Raw genomic sequence first — 16,148 nt, 5'->3', positions numbered from 1 at the left:
GGCTCGACTCCATGCCGGGCACGAAGTAGCCCACGGGGTTGCCCTCGATCTGGTAGTCGTGGTGCTGGCGGGCATACCACTCCTTCGTCCCGTTGTCCTCGATCTCCTGGTTGCGGTTGAACGACCAGATCACATTACCGTCCATATCCACCATGGTCACGTCGGACTGGTCTTGGTACGCACGCGTGCGATCGCGCAGGCCACGGCTGCCAAACAGATATCCGCCGGGGATCATCTTGGGCGGGAAACCCATGAAATCCTTCCAATGGCGCACGACGCGGCCGTTCATATCGACAAGAATCGCACCGTGCCCCATGACGGAAAACAGCGTGTAGCCGCTATAGCACTTCTCCGGTTTGTAGATAGTCGTACTGGTGGGATAGACATTCGGTTTACCCATGTTCTAATCTCCTTTTCCGGGTAAGACGGACACAACTAAACACCTTCGAATATGCGGCTGAGCGAGTCGCGTCCACCCAGCCGCATGTTCTCGAGTGGTTAACCCATGATCATCTTCAGCAGCGGGTAGCCGACGAAGATATAGGACACCAGGGTGATGGCGCACATGGGCAACCCGATGGACAGGATATCCTTCGGAGTGTACAGGTCGCGCCTACCCCACATCATGCCCGCATGCGGCGAGGCGGCAGGTGTCAGCATGGCCACGAAGACCATGAGCACGACGCCGGCGGCAACGGGGATCGGATTGATGCCCAATTGGTTGCTGAAGTTGATGACGACGGGCATGAGCACGACGGCCATGGCGGCATTGTTCGCGAAGTTGGTGATGACCAGCGCCACGGTGAACATGAGGGCGATGAAGATCATCTCGGGCTGCCCGCCCAGGATGGGGGTAAGCGTCTGCATGAGGAACTCGGTCACGCCGGTCGCCTTGTTGGACAGCGTGCCCGCGGCGTATACGGCAGCGGCGATCATGAAGAAGATGCCCCAGTTCATCTGCTTGTAGGCAACGCGCTGGAAATCGAGCAGCGGCTTGCCGTTCCATTTGATGACGAGCATGACGAGCGTGAACAGTATGGTGATGCCCAGCGTGGAAATCATGTTCAGGAAATCGGAAACGGGATTGCCCTTGATGAACTGCGGAAGCAGGACGGCAATCAGGTACAGGGGAATCATGTACAGGAACGCCTTCTGCTGGAAGTTCATCGCGGGAAGCGGCATCTGCTCCTCGATGATCTTCGGATCCATGGCCTTGAACTTGCTCGTGTCAACGCGCATCAGCTTGATGAGCACCAGGTAGAGTGCCATGACAAACGCGGTCATGATGAGATCCATGAACATGTATTGGACCATGGGGACTTCCATCGGCATGCCCATCTGCTGGGTCATCGTGGCGAACGCGCTCAGCGGGATGAGCTGCGCGCCCATGAACGGGAAGAACGGCTGGCCGAGCGTGGACACCAGGAACATGCCTACGAAGAACCACTTCCAAATGGGATCCTCGCGCTTGATTTCGAGAACCTCGACCACGCGGATAGCGACGGGCCACAGCATGATGAGCTCGGCGATGGGAGTGACCAGGGTCGACAGCACGAAGCAGCACAGGTAGAAGACCGCCAAAAACGCGATCGGCTTGCCTGCATAGACCTTGCGGGTCAGAAGCCAGCGTGCGATGTACTTGGTCACGCCGACCTCGTCGACAGCGCCGAACAACGTCATGGCGAACAGCGTCAGAAGCACGGTATTGGTGCCGACGGCGGTCATCCACACGTTGTTGAATTGAGCGCTACCGGTATCCCCGACGCCGATGCCCGAGATGCTGATCATGAACAAACCGAAGATGCTCGGCCATAGGGTCCCGACTGCCGACCACAGGTACACCATGGCCAAGAATCCGCCCACGCACCTCATGCCAACCTCAGTGATCGGTGCGATCGGCGGGATGATCCAGAAGATCGCGCAAATCGCGGCACCGATTGCTGCGTGCACGAAGGTGAGGTCCTTTTTCTTTTCACCCTCCATACGATGTTCCTCCTCGATATATTATGTACTCGATTCCGCAGACCTCTCTATTCTGCGGCCCTGCATTCGCTTCGGCCCGCTGCTTCCTTCCCTCCTTGGCAGACGAAGCGCATCGAATGATTCCGCACGTTCGACGTGCGTTTATCGAGTACATTATGTCGAACGCCCGTCTCGAAACCTATGCTCAACCATTGCTCGAGTGTGAGATATGCCACATATTTTTCGAAATGGGAAAAATGCGAACAATCAGGTATGATGGCTTCAGGAGAGAAACAATCGTATTTACAAGGCAAGGGACGACGTGCACTTGAAGAATACGGCCTTGACCGATCAGAGGTCCATCAAAACCCATTACATAATCCAGGCGACTTTTAAGGACATGGTCCGGAACCTCGATGCCAACAAGATCACGATCTCCGACATCGCCGGCCAAGCGGGCATCAGCCGGAAAACGTTCTACTTCTATTACGGCTGCCGCGAGGATATCTTTCTGGAAACCTGCGACGAGATCGTCGAGCGGTACGCCCTTTTTATGGATAAAGTCGACGACGCGGATTTCACGGTGCAATTCTATCGGAAGTTCTTCGAGTTCTTCGCCAGCCAGGATCTCTATGTCGAGCGGTTGCTCTGCAACCCCACGTACTATCCCTATCGCGAGCGCATCATCAAAAGCTGTGCGCAGGCGAACCGCAACCGCAAGAATATTCTCACCAACATGACCGAGAAAGAGCGGCTTCTCTTCCAAGATTACGCTGCGAACAACATGTTCAACCTTTACCGCCGTTGGGTGGAGTTGGACGGGAAGGTATCCCTCGAAGAGCTCATCTCATTCGCTTTCAAAATGGTGTATCACGGTATGAGCTGGGTGCACGATGGAAAAGAACCCGACATCGATGCGCATACGGAGGTGTTGTAGCGGAATGGAAGCGGGATCCGCTTAGACGCTACCTCCCCTCCCCGATCGCCCTCCGTCTCGAATTCGCGTGCAGCGGCAACGAAGGCCGGTGCCCACGCCGGGGATGCGATGGCGTTCACGTGAGCATAGCCGGCACACGTGCGCTTGTAGCACACGCCATCCAGATGGCCGGAGATGCCCTTTCCCCGCATGTTCTCCAAGCCGAATACAACGCCCTCCCCTATACGCGATGCGCGGGAATGATGGTGCTCGTGGCACATCATCGCGGTGCCCGCCGGCAGCCAAGGATGCTCATCGCGCACGACCACATGCGCATATCCATGGGCTTGGCGTTTCTGCTTCATCTCGATGTCGATATCGAGAGCCCCCACCATCTCATACGGCACGCCGTCGACGGTGAGCGTGCGCGCCAGGTACATGAGGCCGCCGCATTCGGCGAAGCACGCCATGCCGCGATCGAGCGCCGACTTGATATCGGCCCGGAGGCAAGCATTCTCCTGCAGCTGCGGGGCGAAGACCTCCGGGAACCCGCCGCCGATATACAGCCCGCTCGCATCGGCGGGAAGCGCATTGTCCTCCATGCTGTCGACGAAGGCCAATCTGGCCCCGGCGCGCTCAAGAGCTTTGAGGTTCTCCGGATAATAGAACTCGAAGGATCGGTCGCGCACGACGGCGATGGTGACAGGATCCGCCGCATCGGATTGGCCAGGCCCGTACAGATCGTCGGCCGTCGGGCAGACGATCGGCTCGGCTTCGGCGGCAACGCGTATCAAGAGGTCGATATCGACATGCTCCTCGATCACGTCAGCGACGCCGTCGAGAAAAGATTCGGCGGAATCCGACTCCACGCTGGTGACAAGTCCGAGATGCCTATCGGGGAGCACAAGCCGCGCATCCTCAGGCACCGCCCCGATGATGGGGATGCCGCAGTAATGCTCGATCGACTCGCGAATACGAGCCTCATGACGTGCACCGCGAATGCGATTTAGGATGACGCCGACGACATGAACCCCGTCGTCGAACTCCATGCACCCTTTGAGAAGCGCAGCCGCGGTCCGCGTCATGCGCGTGACATCCATCACGAGCACAACCGGTGTTTTCGTCTGTTTCGCAACTTCCGCAGAGGAGCTGCTCCCCTGGACATCGGAACCGTCGAACAAGCCCATGGCCCCTTCGATCAGCTCTAATCGCGCGCCCGCCGAAGCTTCCAGCAGCACGGCATGCATGGCATCCTCATCCATGAACAGGCTGTCGAGGTTGCGGCATGGCCTACCTGCCGCCAGGGAATGCCAGCCGGGGTCGATGTAGTCAGGGCCTTTCTTGAAAGGCTGGACATCGACCCCGCGTTTCTTCAAAGCTCGCAGGATGCCCGAGACAAGAATCGTTTTGCCGCTTTTTCCATGGGAGGCTGCGATCATCACGCGCGGAAGCGAGAGGATTTCACCCGTCATGGAAGAGCTATAACTGTCGGGAGAGACATCTTGCCGTCGGGCATCCATCACGAACCTGAATCGGAAAAGGCTTACACGCAGCCGGTCGGCTTCATGAGGCCGGCGATTTTGCAGGCTCCTTTACCCGGGCCGCTGGGGAACAGTTCATACATCTCGGCATTGGACAGCTTGGTGTCGCGCAGCATCTTGCGAACCATGGGGGCCACGCCGAAGTCGGCATAGTACTTGCGCAGGTAGTTGATGACTGCCCAATGCGCATCGGTCAGCTCGACCTCTTCGGTCTTGGCCAAAGCCTCGGCGACTTCCTCGTCCCACTGAGTGGCGTCTTCCAGGAAGCCATCCTCGTCAAGGGCGATCACACGATCGCCAACTTGCAGTTCTGCCATCGTTGACTCCTAACTCTCATCTCTTAACTTCTATGTTTTGTAGCTCTCTCCCGAAAGCGACAAACCTGATTGTCAGGCGGCTTCTTCAGCTGCGGGCGGTTTATTCGAGCGAGTCCGCCGTCTCAAGCGCCGGTTCCTGGTCGTTGCGCGCGCGCACGTCCACGACCACCTTGTACAGGAAGGTGAGGACCAGCAATCCTATCGCGTAGACACCCGCGATGATCGTGAGCTCGTTCAGCGTGGGAACGTACCCGACGATGTCACCGAAGGAGTTGGGATTGTAGCCACCGAGCACCAGGCCGACGCCCTTGTCCAAGTAGCATGCCAGAAAGACCATGACCAGCGCAAACGGCAGGGCCTTCAGGTTGCGGCGCACCTTCTTGAACAGGAGCATGCCGATACCCGCGAAAGCGAAGATGGCTGCTTCCCACATGAATGGTACCATACCGTTCTGCCCATCAAGACCCACAAACAGATACTGAATAGGCGCCATGTGACCAGGGATGTTGCTGTAGAAGGACGTATAGACCTCGCACAGGAAGAAGAACACGTTGACGATCGTCGCGTAGGCGACGACTTTCGCCAGGCTGTCGATCGCCTTATCTGACACGCGGAACGCCTTCGTGCCTCGCATGATCAGGCAGATGATGATCAGCAGCGCCGGACCGGCCGCGAAGGCGGAGGACAGGAAGCGCCCTGCCATGATCGCGGTCAGGAAATAGGACCTGCCGGGCGTGCCGGAGTACAGGAACGCCGTGACCGTGTGGATGCTGACTGCCAGGGGGATCGCGAAAATCGCGAGGTTGTGGCACCAGCGCGGCGGCGGGCAGCCCTTGCGCTCGCACTGGATGGCCGTCCACCCGATGATCAGGTTCACGATCAGGTAGGACGAGAGCACCACGACGTCCCAGAACACGATCGCCGTCGGCGTGGGGTACAAGATCATGTTGAACACGCGCGCCGGGTACGCCAGGTCGATGATGACGAAGAGCACCGCGACGAGGACGGCGGCCACAGCCATGAACTCACCGAAGATGAGCACGGGCTGGAACGTCTTGTAATCGTGCAGGTAGAACGGGATGGCGACCATGATGCCCGATGCGGCGACACCGACGAAGAACGCCATCTGGCCGATGTACAAACCCCAGCTCACATCTCGGCTCATACCGGTGAGGATAAGGCCGTGCTGAAGCTGGTTGAGATATGCGAGAACACCCAAGCCGATGATGACCGCCAGGGCGATGACCCAGCCCCAGTACAGTTTGGAGCCGTGGAAGATTCGTTCTAGCATGCTTATTCACCTTCTTCGAAAATATAGTAGACGCACGGACCGGTGCCGAGCTCGACGCGGCGGCGGATCGAGAATGCCTTGGCAAGCGCTCGACGCACGTCGGACGTCGCGTCGGTAAGGTCGCCGAACAGGATGGAGCCCTTCGACGCCTCAACGCACAGGGGCTGCAGCCCCTTGTCGATGCGCTCGTAACAGAACAGGCACTTCTCCACCACGCCCTTGCTGCGCGTGGGGAACTGGTCGTTGATGCCGTCAAGGTATTCGCGCGGGTCGCTGAAGTTCAGGCTGCGGGCGCCGTAGGGGCAGGCCTCCATGCAGAAGCGGCAGCCGATGCAGCGGTGGAAGTCCATCATGACGATGCCGTCCGGGCGCTTGAACGTGGCGCGCGTGGGGCACACGCGCACGCACGCCGGCGATTCGCAGTGGTTGCAGAGCACCGGGTACTCGTACTTCTCCACGTCTTCGGAGAGGTATTTGCTGCTGATCTCCTCGAAAGCCTTCTCGTAGGAAGTCTCCCAAATCCACTTGACCTCGGTCCGCTTGCTCCCCGTGTCGGGAACGTTATGCGCGGAATGGCACGCGTGGATGATATCGTCCATCACGCCGAGCTTGTTGAGTTCGCTCACGTTGACGACCATGCCGTACTGCTTGTTGGTCTTACCGTCCATGCTCGCGACGATCTCGCCGTGGGAGATCTCCGCCACCTGACAGCCGTTCAAGGACAGCAGGCCAGCCGCCGCGGCACAGCTTGCCGCGCCTAATTTGATGAAGTCACGCCTTTTCATAGGTGAACCTTTTTTCGTCTCAGTCGCCATGATCATCTACATCTCCTCGAATGAGTCGTGACAATCCCAGCAGCTGATATTCACGTTCGCGTAGGTGTGGCAGCTGTCGCAGAACTCACTGGGGTTCGAGTGGCATTGGAGGCACGTCTTGTCGATGCTCATCTCGTACACCTGGCCGTCTTCGTTGGTGTAGTAGCGGTTGCCGCTGCGCACGACCTCGTCACGCCATTCGATCAGCATCTTCATATGCGAGGTGCGCATGTACTCAGTGTCGTCGACGCACTTCTTGTCCTTCATGGCGTTGATGGCAGGCGTGTCCAAGCTGGGCTCGGGCTGCTCGCTCGCGGAGCCGATGTTCGCAGCGAACGGAAGGGCGATCAGCACGCAGAAGACGATGGAGAACAGCGCGATTTTCGCTTTGGCGCTCATTTGTTTTCCTCCTTCTCAGCTTCAGCCGTCTTGGCCGCCGCTTCGGCCGCCTCGCGCTTCTTCACGGCACTCGGCAGCTCCTCAAGCCGCATATCCATCTGGCGATCGTCGTTCTCGTCCAAGATGAGGGCGTTCGCCACCATCTCGTGGACGCCGGTGACGCGGGTGCCGGGCACCCAGTAGTCCATCAGCGGCGGGAAGGCGACGCGGTCGATAGCGCAGATATTGGCAAGGGTGTTGACTCCGTACTTGTCGCGCACGGAACGGACCGCCTCCGCACGGGGCATGCCGCCGCGCAAGCGCAGCTCCATGTTCTCGCCGGCGTTCAAGCCCGCGCCGCTGCCGCAGCAGAGCGTGCGCTCGCGGATGGTCTCGTCGGGCATCTCGAAGAAGTTGTTGCACACGTTCTTGATGATGTAGCGCGGCTCCTCGAACATGCCCATGCCACGAGCCGGGTTGCAGGAGTCGTGGAACGTCACGCGCAGGTGGTCGTTGCGGCTCTTGTCGAACTTCAGCTTGTCGTGGTGGATCAGGTCTGCGGTGAACTCGCAGATGTGCACCATCTTGGTGGAGGCCGCATTGTGGAACACTGTGCCCGTGATAGGCGAGACGGGCTGCTCCAGGAAATCGGCGGGGCCGTTCCATGTGTCCATGTACTGGTTCATGACGCGCCACATGTGGCCGCACTCGCCGCCGAGGATCCATTTGACGCCCAAGCGCTCGGCTTCGGCGTAGATCTTCGCGTTCAGGCGCTTCGCCATCTCGTTGGTCGTGAAGAAGCCGAAGTTCCCGCCCTCGGATGCGTAGGTGCTCAGCGTGTAGTCGATGCCCAGGTGCTCGAGCAACGTGATGTACCCCATGAAGGTGAATGTGCCGGGTTCGGCGAACAGGTCGCCGGAGGGAACGACGAGCAGGATCTCCGCGCCCTTGCGGTTGAAGGAGGGCTCGTAATGGTGCCCGGTGACGTCCTCCAGGTCTTCCATCATGAACTCGACGTTACCGATGATGGCCTGGGGTTCGAGGCCGACGTGGTTACCCTTCATGTAGCAGTTCGCCACAGGGCCGGCGATCCAGTCGGTGTTGAGGCCGATCAGGTTCAGGAGCTCGCGGCCCATGATGGTGATTTCCGCCTGGTCGATACCGTAGGGGCAGAACAGCGAGCAGCGGCGGCATTCGGTGCACTGGAAGAAGTAGTACCACCACTCCTTCAGCACGTCCTCCGTCAGGTCGCGCGCGCCCACGGCTTCGCCGAACAGCTTGCCGGCCGTGGTGAAGTAGCGCTTGTATACACTGCGCAAGAGCTCGGCGCGGATGACCGGCATGTTCTTCGGGTCGCCCGTTGACATGTAGAAGTGGCACTTGTCGGCGCAGGCGCCGCAGCGCACGCACACATCCATGAACAGCTTGAAGGAGCGGTACTTCTTCATGAGGTCTTCCATGCCGTTGAGGATGATCTCCTTCCAATTCTCCGGAAGGTTCCAATCCTCGTCGCTGGAGCTCCACTTATGCGGATGCGGGAAGCCGATCGTCTCAAGCTTGTCCGGCTTGGTGCCGTAGCAGTACATGCCCTCTTTGAACTCGGTGGGCGTGTGCATCCAGCCCTTCTCGGGCATGGAATAGTCGAAGTTGAACATTTCTTTCTGATCAGGCGTCTTAGACATTCTCGGTCACCCCCGCATCAGAATCCAAAGGCAAACCGACGTTCTTCATTTTCTCCCCGAACTCCTCCTCGTATTCGGCATAGGTGTGCACCTTGACCGGGTAGTTCCACGGATTGACATGACGGACCGCCCTGCTGTTGTTGGCAAGGTTGCGCGTGGGGCTCAGGAAGATGCCGCCCGCGTGCATGAGCTTGCTGGCCGGGAAGTACGCCAGAAGCGTGCTGACCAGGAACAGGTGCATGTAGAAGATGGGCTGGATCTCGCCGATGATGGCGGGCTGGAAGCTGACCAGCGCCATCGTGAGAGACTTGACCGTGGTGATGTCGATGCGGTAGACGTAGCGCATGCAGATGCCCGTGATCGCGATACCCAGCAACAAGAACAGCGGGAAGTAGTCGACCGAGAGCGAGATGTAACGCAGCCGCGGGATGACCACGCGACGCAGGAACAGGAACGTGAGGGCGCTGACCAGAAGCGCGTCGGTCAGATACAGCACCGGCACGCCGATCTGGAACATGCCGTCGAGCCCCTCGATCGCCGTCACCCATGCGGGCACGGGATCGAGGAACAGGCGGAAGTGGCGCAGGACCACGAGAAGCATGGACCAATGGAACAGCAGGGCGAAGAACCACAGCCATTTCGCGGAGCTGATGTAGAGCTTGTCGCCCTTCTTCTCGGTCTTGGTGCCGCGGAACAGCGAGCGGAAGAAGAGCACCTCGAGCAACATGCGCCCGATGACACCGGCGAATGTGGATGGGTTATCCGTCTTGGCATACTTGATCCAAGGCAGGCTCTTCTGCTGCCCACCCGTGGTGGGGATGCGGAACGGGACCGCGGACTTTCCCCAACGCACGATGCGCACGACGAAGCCCACCACGAACACGGCGAACGCCGCATAGGGGATGACCACGCCGAACAGAAATGTCAGATTCAATATGGACGTGCCGACCCAGGCGATGAGCGCCAAGAGCACAACCAGACACAATGGAACTATGATTTTCATACTACGCTCCCACTTGGACGCGCGCCGCGTTGTACCGGCCCTCGAAGGCCCCACGACTTCTCTTCAGCTCGTCGATTCGAAGCTGCATGATCTGCTCGCGGAAACGCGTGTAGCAGTCCATCGCGCGCAGCAGGCAAGCGTCGATGCGATCGTTGACGACGGAAAGCGTCTTCGCATCCATGCCGCTTTTGCCCGCGCGTGAGAACACGATGGAGCGCAGCTTGAAGAAGGAGGCGAAAGCCTCGGAAGGCCTCGCCTCCTGAAGCGCGATGAGGCGGCACAGATCATCGACGGATTCCGGCACCTCCGGATCGCGCTCGTTTGAAAAAAGATACCCGACGACGTCCTGGGACGTCTGGGCGATATGGTAAGCGACGGGGTTGCTGAACCTCGTGTCGGAAACATCCCCCTCGAATACCTTCGAATCGGGCGTTGCATACAATTCAACGCACCATTCGCGGGCAATCGAATCTGCCTCGTCCTTCCTCATCGCTCGATGTGCCAAATGGCCCATCTGCCCTCCTTCTCCTTTTTTTCCTCTCCAAAAAAACACAACGCTCCCCTGCCCTCCTACAAGCAGGGGAGCGAACGCGGAAAGCCTACTCGGGCTCGGCGACCTTCCCCTTCAACGCGACGAACGTCGTGGTGATGTAGAGGTACTCGACCTTGTCCTCGGCGGCAAGCTCCTTGACCGCCAGGTCTACATCCTTTTTGGGACGGCCGATGGCCTTGGCGATTTCCTTGCTCTTCGCCTTCTCGATCGTGGCAAGATAAGCGAGAACCTCTTCCTTGATCTTCGGATCGGCAGGACCCTTATCCATGATGTGACCCCCTTCAAAATCGTGGCGCAGGCATACGTATGCCACGCCGTTTCCATAAAAGAAGTAAAACACGAGGGTTTTCCCCTGTAAAATACAATGACTTCATCTTGGTATCGGCGTAGACTATGGCAAATTCAGATTACCCCATATTAGCCTATGAAATCGATCTATCAGACGCGGTACCGGGAGAAAGGACTCCCGTAAGCTGGGATTCCCATCGATGGACGATAGTTTCAGATATAGTTAATCATAATTCCGATATCGATTATTAGGATTTACAGTTATTCCTGCAACTCGGACTCGAGGGTTGCGATGCGCTCGGCGAACTCGGCCGCCAGCCCTTTGTCGGCATCTGCGACCATCTGGTATGCCTTGACCAAGCTTGGCTGGAACATCAGCTCCTCCACCGCCGCGCAATAGTTGTATGAGAAGAACGTGTCGAAACGGTGCGGATTGCCCGCGATCACGGCACCGATGATCTCGGGCGCAGACCACGAGTTGTTCCCGCCCTCCTCGTTCATCGCCCATAAGCTGCGGCGCATGATCTCGCGGAAGAAATCGGGATGCTGCTCCGAACGCTGCTCGGACAGCACGCGCAGCCCCTCGATCGCGGCATCGTGCGTGTCTCCCGACGGATTGTACGTGAGCCTGGTGAGGAAGCGCAGGACGCGCGCGGGGTCTTCGTCGAACATCGCGACGAGCGCGACATGATCGCGCTCGTCGATGGTTCGCTTAACCGATGACTTGTTGATCGCGCGGGCTATCAAACGTATGAAACCTCGGTATCCTTGCCCATGCGCATGGCTTGGGCCTTGTTGCCTTCGTTGAGGTGGATATTGTACTGATGTGCGATCCAGCGCTTGCGGCTCACATCCAGCTCGACGAAGCGGAGCGGATGCTCGGCGTTGCGGTTGTGCTCGCGGATGGAGGCGAGCATGTCCATGCTGCCGGGAATGTTGGGGTCCCAGAAGCCAACCAGCACGGGCTCGTCGGAATTCACCACGTCATCGTTGAACTGGTCCATCTCGGTGATATAGCGCTCTGCCGCCGTCGCCGCCGTGGCGCCGTCGCCTACCGCCGTGGCAACCTGGCGCAGGTACTTCTTACGCACATCGCCCGCCGCGTACACGCCGCAGACGGCGGTCTTCAAATCGTCGCCGGTCTCGAGCCAGCCGCCGAAGCCCCGCGGAACCTCGCCCTCCAGGAATTCGGTCTCGGGCACCGCGCCCACGAAGAAGAACACGCCTTGGCACGGCATGTCGGAAATCTCGCCGGTCTGGACGTTCTTCAGCTTCACGCCCTCGACCTCGTCCCCGCCGTAGACTTCGGCGATGGTGCTGTTCCACACGAAATGCAGCTTGGGGTTCTTGAACGCCTGCTCGGCGGACATCTGGTTGCAGTCCAATATGCCCTCGTCGTGCACGACGACGATGGTGACGCTCTTAGCGTACTTGGCGATGAAGCCGCTCTCCTCGACCGCCTGGTCGCCGCTGCCCAACACGACCACATCCTGATCCTGGTAGAACGCGGCATCGCAGGTGGCGCAATAGCTGACGCCGGAACCAGTGAACTCGCGCTCGCCGGGGACCCCGAGGATGCGCTCGGACGTGCCGGTGGCGATGATGACCGCCTTGGCATGGTAGGTGTTCTTGCGCGTGCGGACGATCTTGTCCGGCGTGTTCAGGTCGACGGCCTTCACGCGCTCTTTGCGGATTTCGACGCCGAAATCGCGCGCGTGCTTCTCCATCTTCTCCATCAGCTCCGGGCCGGAGGACTCCTCCACCGAGGGATAGTTGACGATCTCGCGCGTGGTGAACACGCGGCCGCCGATGTTGCCCTTCTCCAGCAGGAGCGTCTTCAGGCAAGCGCGCCCGCCGTAGATGCCCGCGGCCAGCCCGGCCGGGCCGCCGCCGATGATTATCAAGTCATAGTATTCGTCCACAGGTTCTCCCTTCTCCCTGCGTCTCATTATTGGTTTTCGCAATATCGCACACAAGATTTGATGCCATTGGTTTCTGTAATTTTCATATAGTCGTTTGGTATAATGCAAGCGTATGGCGCGTGCGTTGGCTATTCGCTTTTCCGATGCATAGACGGCAACCGTAGGCGAAACGAAATAGATGCCCTTCGGGGGTCGTTTGCCTGTTTCGATGCGCAGGTTTACCGTCAGGTGAGGTCCTGGAGGATGCCGCGCGCTCCCCCTCATGTTATCTAGAAACTCCTGTCAATCCCTTCAAGCATATAACATATAGTGTCTACCTGTTTTTGAAGCACTATATGCCGTATGAGCAGCAGCATGCGCGACCCTATTCGACGTAGGCGATCGCGTGGGCGGTCGCATCGCGTGCTTCGCGCCCCTTCATCTTCTCGACGAGGGCGAGCGCGGCGGGAATGGAAGCGGCCATGCCGTTGCCTGTGATCAGCTTGCCGTCTTCCACAACGGACTGGTCGACGAAATCGGTGGGGGCGATCTCTTCCTTCACACTGAAATGCGACGTGACCTTATGCCCCTCCCCCACACCGTAGGATTTGAGGACCGCAGGCCCGGAGCACACCGCGGCGATCGGCTTATCCTGTTTGTCGAACGCCTGCACGAACTCGCGGGTCTCGGCGCTCGCTTTCAGGTTGTCCATGCCGATAAATCCGCCGGGGACGATGCACACGTCGAAGTCCTCGGGCTTCACGTCCTTTAGCAGCGCATCCGCCTTCACATCGACATCGTGCAGGGAGTGCACGGTCAGGCTGTCCGAAATGGAAACCGTCGTGATGGGAATTTCGGCGCGACGGAGGACGTCGACGAACAACAGCCCCTCGCATTCCTCGAAACCGTCGGCGAAAATAATCACAGCATTCATGGCTGCATCTCCTCTCCTGCGCAACCCGGCCGGGTCCGCTTTGCTCGTTTTTAACTTAGGCGCGATGCGGAAGGCAGCGCATTTCCCATAATGGCACATTTGAAGGGAAACATCGCACATCAGAGCATGAAAACGCGATTTTTGAAACGAAATGTTTTCATGCGATTTCATCGGATTCCGAGCTGTGCTACCATCGCCGAAGCTAAAAAAGATTTCGATGGAAGGGGTCGGAATGGCAGAAGACAATAAGTTTTTGGACGAGAACGAGGCCTGCAAGCAAGCACAGCGGATCGTTTCGAAATACGGTTACACCATCCTGTGCGACGACGACGAGGTCGACAACGCGATCGTGGTCGCAGAAGGCTGCGAGAGCTTCCAGGAGGCCGTCGACAGGTGGGGCCTGCAGTACACCATCCTGTGCGACGACGGCACCGTGCACGAGAAAGGCGGCAAGTAACCGCCGACTACGGCCCTTGAAGCGCAGGGGGCTGTATCAATAACCCCATTATGAAGAGGGCGGGGCCCCAATAGCGGGGTCCCGCCCTCGTCTTCATCATGTTTCGGCACGCAAGGACACCGGCTTTCTAGCGGGGCTTTTGATGCAGCCCCGTTCTCCATGATCGTAGACATCACCCTCGCCGGATTTTCTCTCTTGCCATTCGGGTTTCTGCGCCCATTCGCCAACGCGGGCGAATGGGCGGGTGGCAAGGCTATCGATACGTTATCCGTTTCGCCCTCCATCTCCTCCATCCTGTCGTTTTTCCGATGTGCCGCGAAAGCGTCGGCGAGATTGGACGATCTCTCCGAAGCCGACATCCGCCTTTCCGCTTTTGCCAGTATTCCAAGTTTCATGCCCATCACGACACGCGTTGTGCCAAGATGGCATCAACGTCGAAAGGAAGGAAGCCGACATGAAAATCGTGCAGACAGCGGGACGCAACCAGCTAGGCGAATTCGCCCCGGACTTTGCGGAATTCAACGACGACGTGCTGTTCGGGCGCGTCTGGTCCGATGAGACAATCGATCTGAAGACGAAGAGCACCATCGTCATCTCGGTGTTCATGGGCCGCGGGATGGCCGACAGCTCTCTTAAATACCACCTATCGACTGCGAAGAAGAACGGCGTCACGCGCGACGAGATCGCGGCGATCATCACCCACGCGGCTTTCTATGCCGGCTGGCCCATCGCATGGGCGGTATTCAACATGGCCAAGGAGGTGTGGGCAGACGACGAGCCGGCGCTCACGGATAAGGACCGCTTCCAAAAACAGCTCATGTTCCCCATCGGCGAGCCGAACGATGCATATGCCCGGTATTTCGTCGGGCAGAGCTATCTGGCGCCGATGTCGACCGAGCAGGTGCCCATCTCCAACGTGACCTTCGAGCCAGGCTGCCGTAACAACTGGCATATCCACCATGCGAAGCGCGGCGGCGGGCAGATGCTCGTCTGCGTGGGTGGACGCGGCTGGTACCAGGAACGCGGCAAGGATGCCGTGGAGCTCGTGCCCGGCACGGTGGTGAACATCCCGGCGAACGTGGAGCACTGGCACGGCGCCTCGGCCGATAGCTGGATGGCGCACCTCGCGATCCCCGTGGCGGGCGAAGACGCGAGCAACGAATGGCTCGAGCCTGTCTCCGACGAGGAGTACGCCAAGCTGGCGTAGGGTGCATCTGCCGATGCCGAGATGAGGATCTGCAACGTCGCAGATCCCGCGCCTTCTCCCCCGGTGATTGCAGCCCCCGGGGGAATTCGTTTCCGCACAACGCCGCGGCATCGGGAACCATGCCCATATCAAACAGGGCGGGCCCATCCCATCCGAGGAATTCCGATCCGAATAAGAAAGCCTGACCGTACGCCCTAAGCCGATCCCTCGTTTTCCCGCCTGCCCTTCGCAAACCAGGGTATGCAGCGGTTCACGCGTAGGCAATAGTCGGCATAGAGTTGTCCGTGGAGACCGAGCAGCCAGCGTTCTTCGGTCAGCTTGAGCATTACGGTCATCCACACCCAGAGGACGAACGGGATAAGAAGGAGCCATCTATTGCATGCAATCAGCGTTGCGCCCGTGCAGGCTATGAAGAACGCAGAGTAAATCGGATTGCGCACGACGGCGAACGCCCCGTCCGTTGCAAGCTCGTTGCGTTTTATGCGCTCGTCGATCCTACTTGGAACGACCCCCCAGAACCAAAGGCCAATGCCCGCCGCGATCAGCGCGATTCCGGCGATGCGGAAGGGTGCCTCCAGGGCATGGACGGCTCCACCAGCAAGCAGCCCCACCGAGACGGCGGCGATGCCGACAGCGGTCAGCGTGATCATCACGCCCACGATGAGGGGACCCACGCCGATGACCGGAAGATGCTCGCGCTTACCCCTCATGGCAGCATCCCCCTCGTTTTCCCGACCAGCACCGGCTCGCATCCACTTTCTCGATCGAAGCGTTTTTCCACTCGGCACGGCAAAACCTCCCGCCTCGCAAACAGCTCGAAATCCCCCAGCCGCCAAAACGAATCCAGCGCCCAGAATGACAGTAAGGCATTGCTAATTCTACATCAGAAAAGCCCGGCCTTCC

General features: G+C 59.0%; 18 protein-coding genes. 3 read left to right on the top strand and 15 right to left on the bottom strand.

The window, feature by feature from the left end; all coding sequences use genetic code 11:
• Positions 1-400: hypothetical protein (locus tag NOV21_RS02610; RefSeq protein WP_283171754.1), on the bottom strand; the 400-nt coding region annotated here is incomplete at its 3' end.
• A gap of 98 nt (positions 401-498) precedes the next feature.
• Positions 499-1,983, bottom strand: a complete 1,485-nt coding sequence (locus NOV21_RS02605; RefSeq protein ID WP_283171152.1) for an SLC13 family permease — start codon at positions 1,981-1,983, stop codon at positions 499-501.
• 322 nt (positions 1,984-2,305) lie between these two features.
• Between NOV21_RS02605 and NOV21_RS02600 the strand changes: the two genes are divergently transcribed.
• Entirely contained in the window at positions 2,306-2,899 is a 594-nt protein-coding gene (locus NOV21_RS02600) for a TetR/AcrR family transcriptional regulator (RefSeq protein WP_283171753.1), read from the top strand.
• Here NOV21_RS02600 and NOV21_RS02595 read toward each other — a convergent pair.
• The 12 genes from NOV21_RS02595 to NOV21_RS02540 form a co-directional block, all read right to left on the bottom strand.
• Positions 2,833-4,350, bottom strand: a complete 1,518-nt coding sequence (locus NOV21_RS02595; RefSeq protein WP_283171154.1) for a cobyrinic acid a,c-diamide synthase CobB — start codon at positions 4,348-4,350, stop codon at positions 2,833-2,835. The genes NOV21_RS02600 and NOV21_RS02595 overlap by 67 nt on opposite strands.
• A 71-nt stretch (positions 4,351-4,421) precedes the next feature.
• The gene (locus NOV21_RS02590; RefSeq protein WP_283171155.1) at positions 4,422-4,736 is read right to left on the bottom strand and encodes a TusE/DsrC/DsvC family sulfur relay protein; all 315 of its coding nucleotides are present in this window, start codon (positions 4,734-4,736) and stop codon (positions 4,422-4,424) included.
• Positions 4,737-4,836: 100 nt separating this feature from the next.
• Entirely contained in the window at positions 4,837-6,027 is a 1,191-nt protein-coding gene (dsrP, locus tag NOV21_RS02585; RefSeq protein ID WP_283171156.1) for a sulfate reduction electron transfer complex DsrMKJOP subunit DsrP, read from the bottom strand.
• Positions 6,028-6,029: 2 nt separating this feature from the next.
• Positions 6,030-6,812, bottom strand: a complete 783-nt coding sequence (gene dsrO, locus NOV21_RS02580; protein ID WP_283171157.1) for a sulfate reduction electron transfer complex DsrMKJOP subunit DsrO — start codon at positions 6,810-6,812, stop codon at positions 6,030-6,032.
• Positions 6,813-6,848: 36 nt separating this feature from the next.
• Positions 6,849-7,241: a sulfate reduction electron transfer complex DsrMKJOP subunit DsrJ gene (gene dsrJ / locus NOV21_RS02575; RefSeq protein WP_283171158.1), complete on the bottom strand. Its 393-nt coding sequence runs from the start codon at positions 7,239-7,241 to the stop codon at positions 6,849-6,851.
• Entirely contained in the window at positions 7,238-8,902 is a 1,665-nt protein-coding gene (gene dsrK / locus NOV21_RS02570; protein WP_283171159.1) for a sulfate reduction electron transfer complex DsrMKJOP subunit DsrK, read from the bottom strand. The genes dsrJ and dsrK overlap by 4 nt, the downstream gene beginning before the upstream one ends.
• A complete protein-coding gene (gene dsrM / locus NOV21_RS02565) occupies positions 8,895-9,905 on the bottom strand; it encodes a sulfate reduction electron transfer complex DsrMKJOP subunit DsrM (RefSeq protein ID WP_283171160.1) in 1,011 nt (336 codons plus the stop codon). The genes dsrK and dsrM overlap by 8 nt, the downstream gene beginning before the upstream one ends.
• 1 nt (position 9,906) lies before the next feature.
• A complete protein-coding gene (locus NOV21_RS02560; protein ID WP_283171161.1) occupies positions 9,907-10,419 on the bottom strand; it encodes an RsbRD N-terminal domain-containing protein in 513 nt (170 codons plus the stop codon).
• 85 nt (positions 10,420-10,504) lie between these two features.
• A complete protein-coding gene (locus NOV21_RS02555; RefSeq protein ID WP_283171162.1) occupies positions 10,505-10,726 on the bottom strand; it encodes a hypothetical protein in 222 nt (73 codons plus the stop codon).
• A 281-nt stretch (positions 10,727-11,007) separates the two neighbouring features.
• The gene (locus NOV21_RS02550) at positions 11,008-11,493 is read right to left on the bottom strand and encodes a hypothetical protein (protein ID WP_283171163.1); all 486 of its coding nucleotides are present in this window, start codon (positions 11,491-11,493) and stop codon (positions 11,008-11,010) included.
• Positions 11,490-12,668 carry an FAD-dependent oxidoreductase gene (locus tag NOV21_RS02545; RefSeq protein WP_283171164.1) on the bottom strand — a complete coding sequence of 393 codons (1,179 nt, stop codon included), beginning with the start codon at positions 12,666-12,668 and terminating at the stop codon, positions 11,490-11,492. The genes NOV21_RS02550 and NOV21_RS02545 overlap by 4 nt, the downstream gene beginning before the upstream one ends.
• A gap of 364 nt (positions 12,669-13,032) precedes the next feature.
• The gene (locus NOV21_RS02540) at positions 13,033-13,581 is read right to left on the bottom strand and encodes a DJ-1 family glyoxalase III (protein WP_283171165.1); all 549 of its coding nucleotides are present in this window, start codon (positions 13,579-13,581) and stop codon (positions 13,033-13,035) included.
• Positions 13,582-13,813: 232 nt separating this feature from the next.
• Here NOV21_RS02540 and NOV21_RS02535 point away from each other — a divergent pair, with 232 nt between their 5' ends.
• Positions 13,814-14,038, top strand: a complete 225-nt coding sequence (locus tag NOV21_RS02535) for a hypothetical protein (protein WP_283171166.1) — start codon at positions 13,814-13,816, stop codon at positions 14,036-14,038.
• Between the two features lie 454 nt (positions 14,039-14,492).
• Entirely contained in the window at positions 14,493-15,245 is a 753-nt protein-coding gene (locus tag NOV21_RS02530) for a carboxymuconolactone decarboxylase family protein (RefSeq protein ID WP_283171167.1), read from the top strand.
• A gap of 194 nt (positions 15,246-15,439) precedes the next feature.
• Here the strand turns inward: NOV21_RS02530 and NOV21_RS02525 are convergent, their stop codons facing one another.
• Positions 15,440-15,955, bottom strand: coding sequence for a methyltransferase family protein (locus NOV21_RS02525; RefSeq protein WP_283171168.1), 516 nt, complete (start codon positions 15,953-15,955; stop codon positions 15,440-15,442).
• Between the last annotated feature and the right edge of the window lie 193 nt (positions 15,956-16,148).

The sequence above is a fragment of the Curtanaerobium respiraculi genome, assembly GCF_024609215.1.
Classification (GTDB): Bacteria; Actinomycetota; Coriobacteriia; order Coriobacteriales; family Eggerthellaceae; genus Curtanaerobium; species Curtanaerobium respiraculi.
Note: the sequence above shows the minus strand (reverse complement) of the source record. Positions and strands in the feature narration are given on the sequence as shown.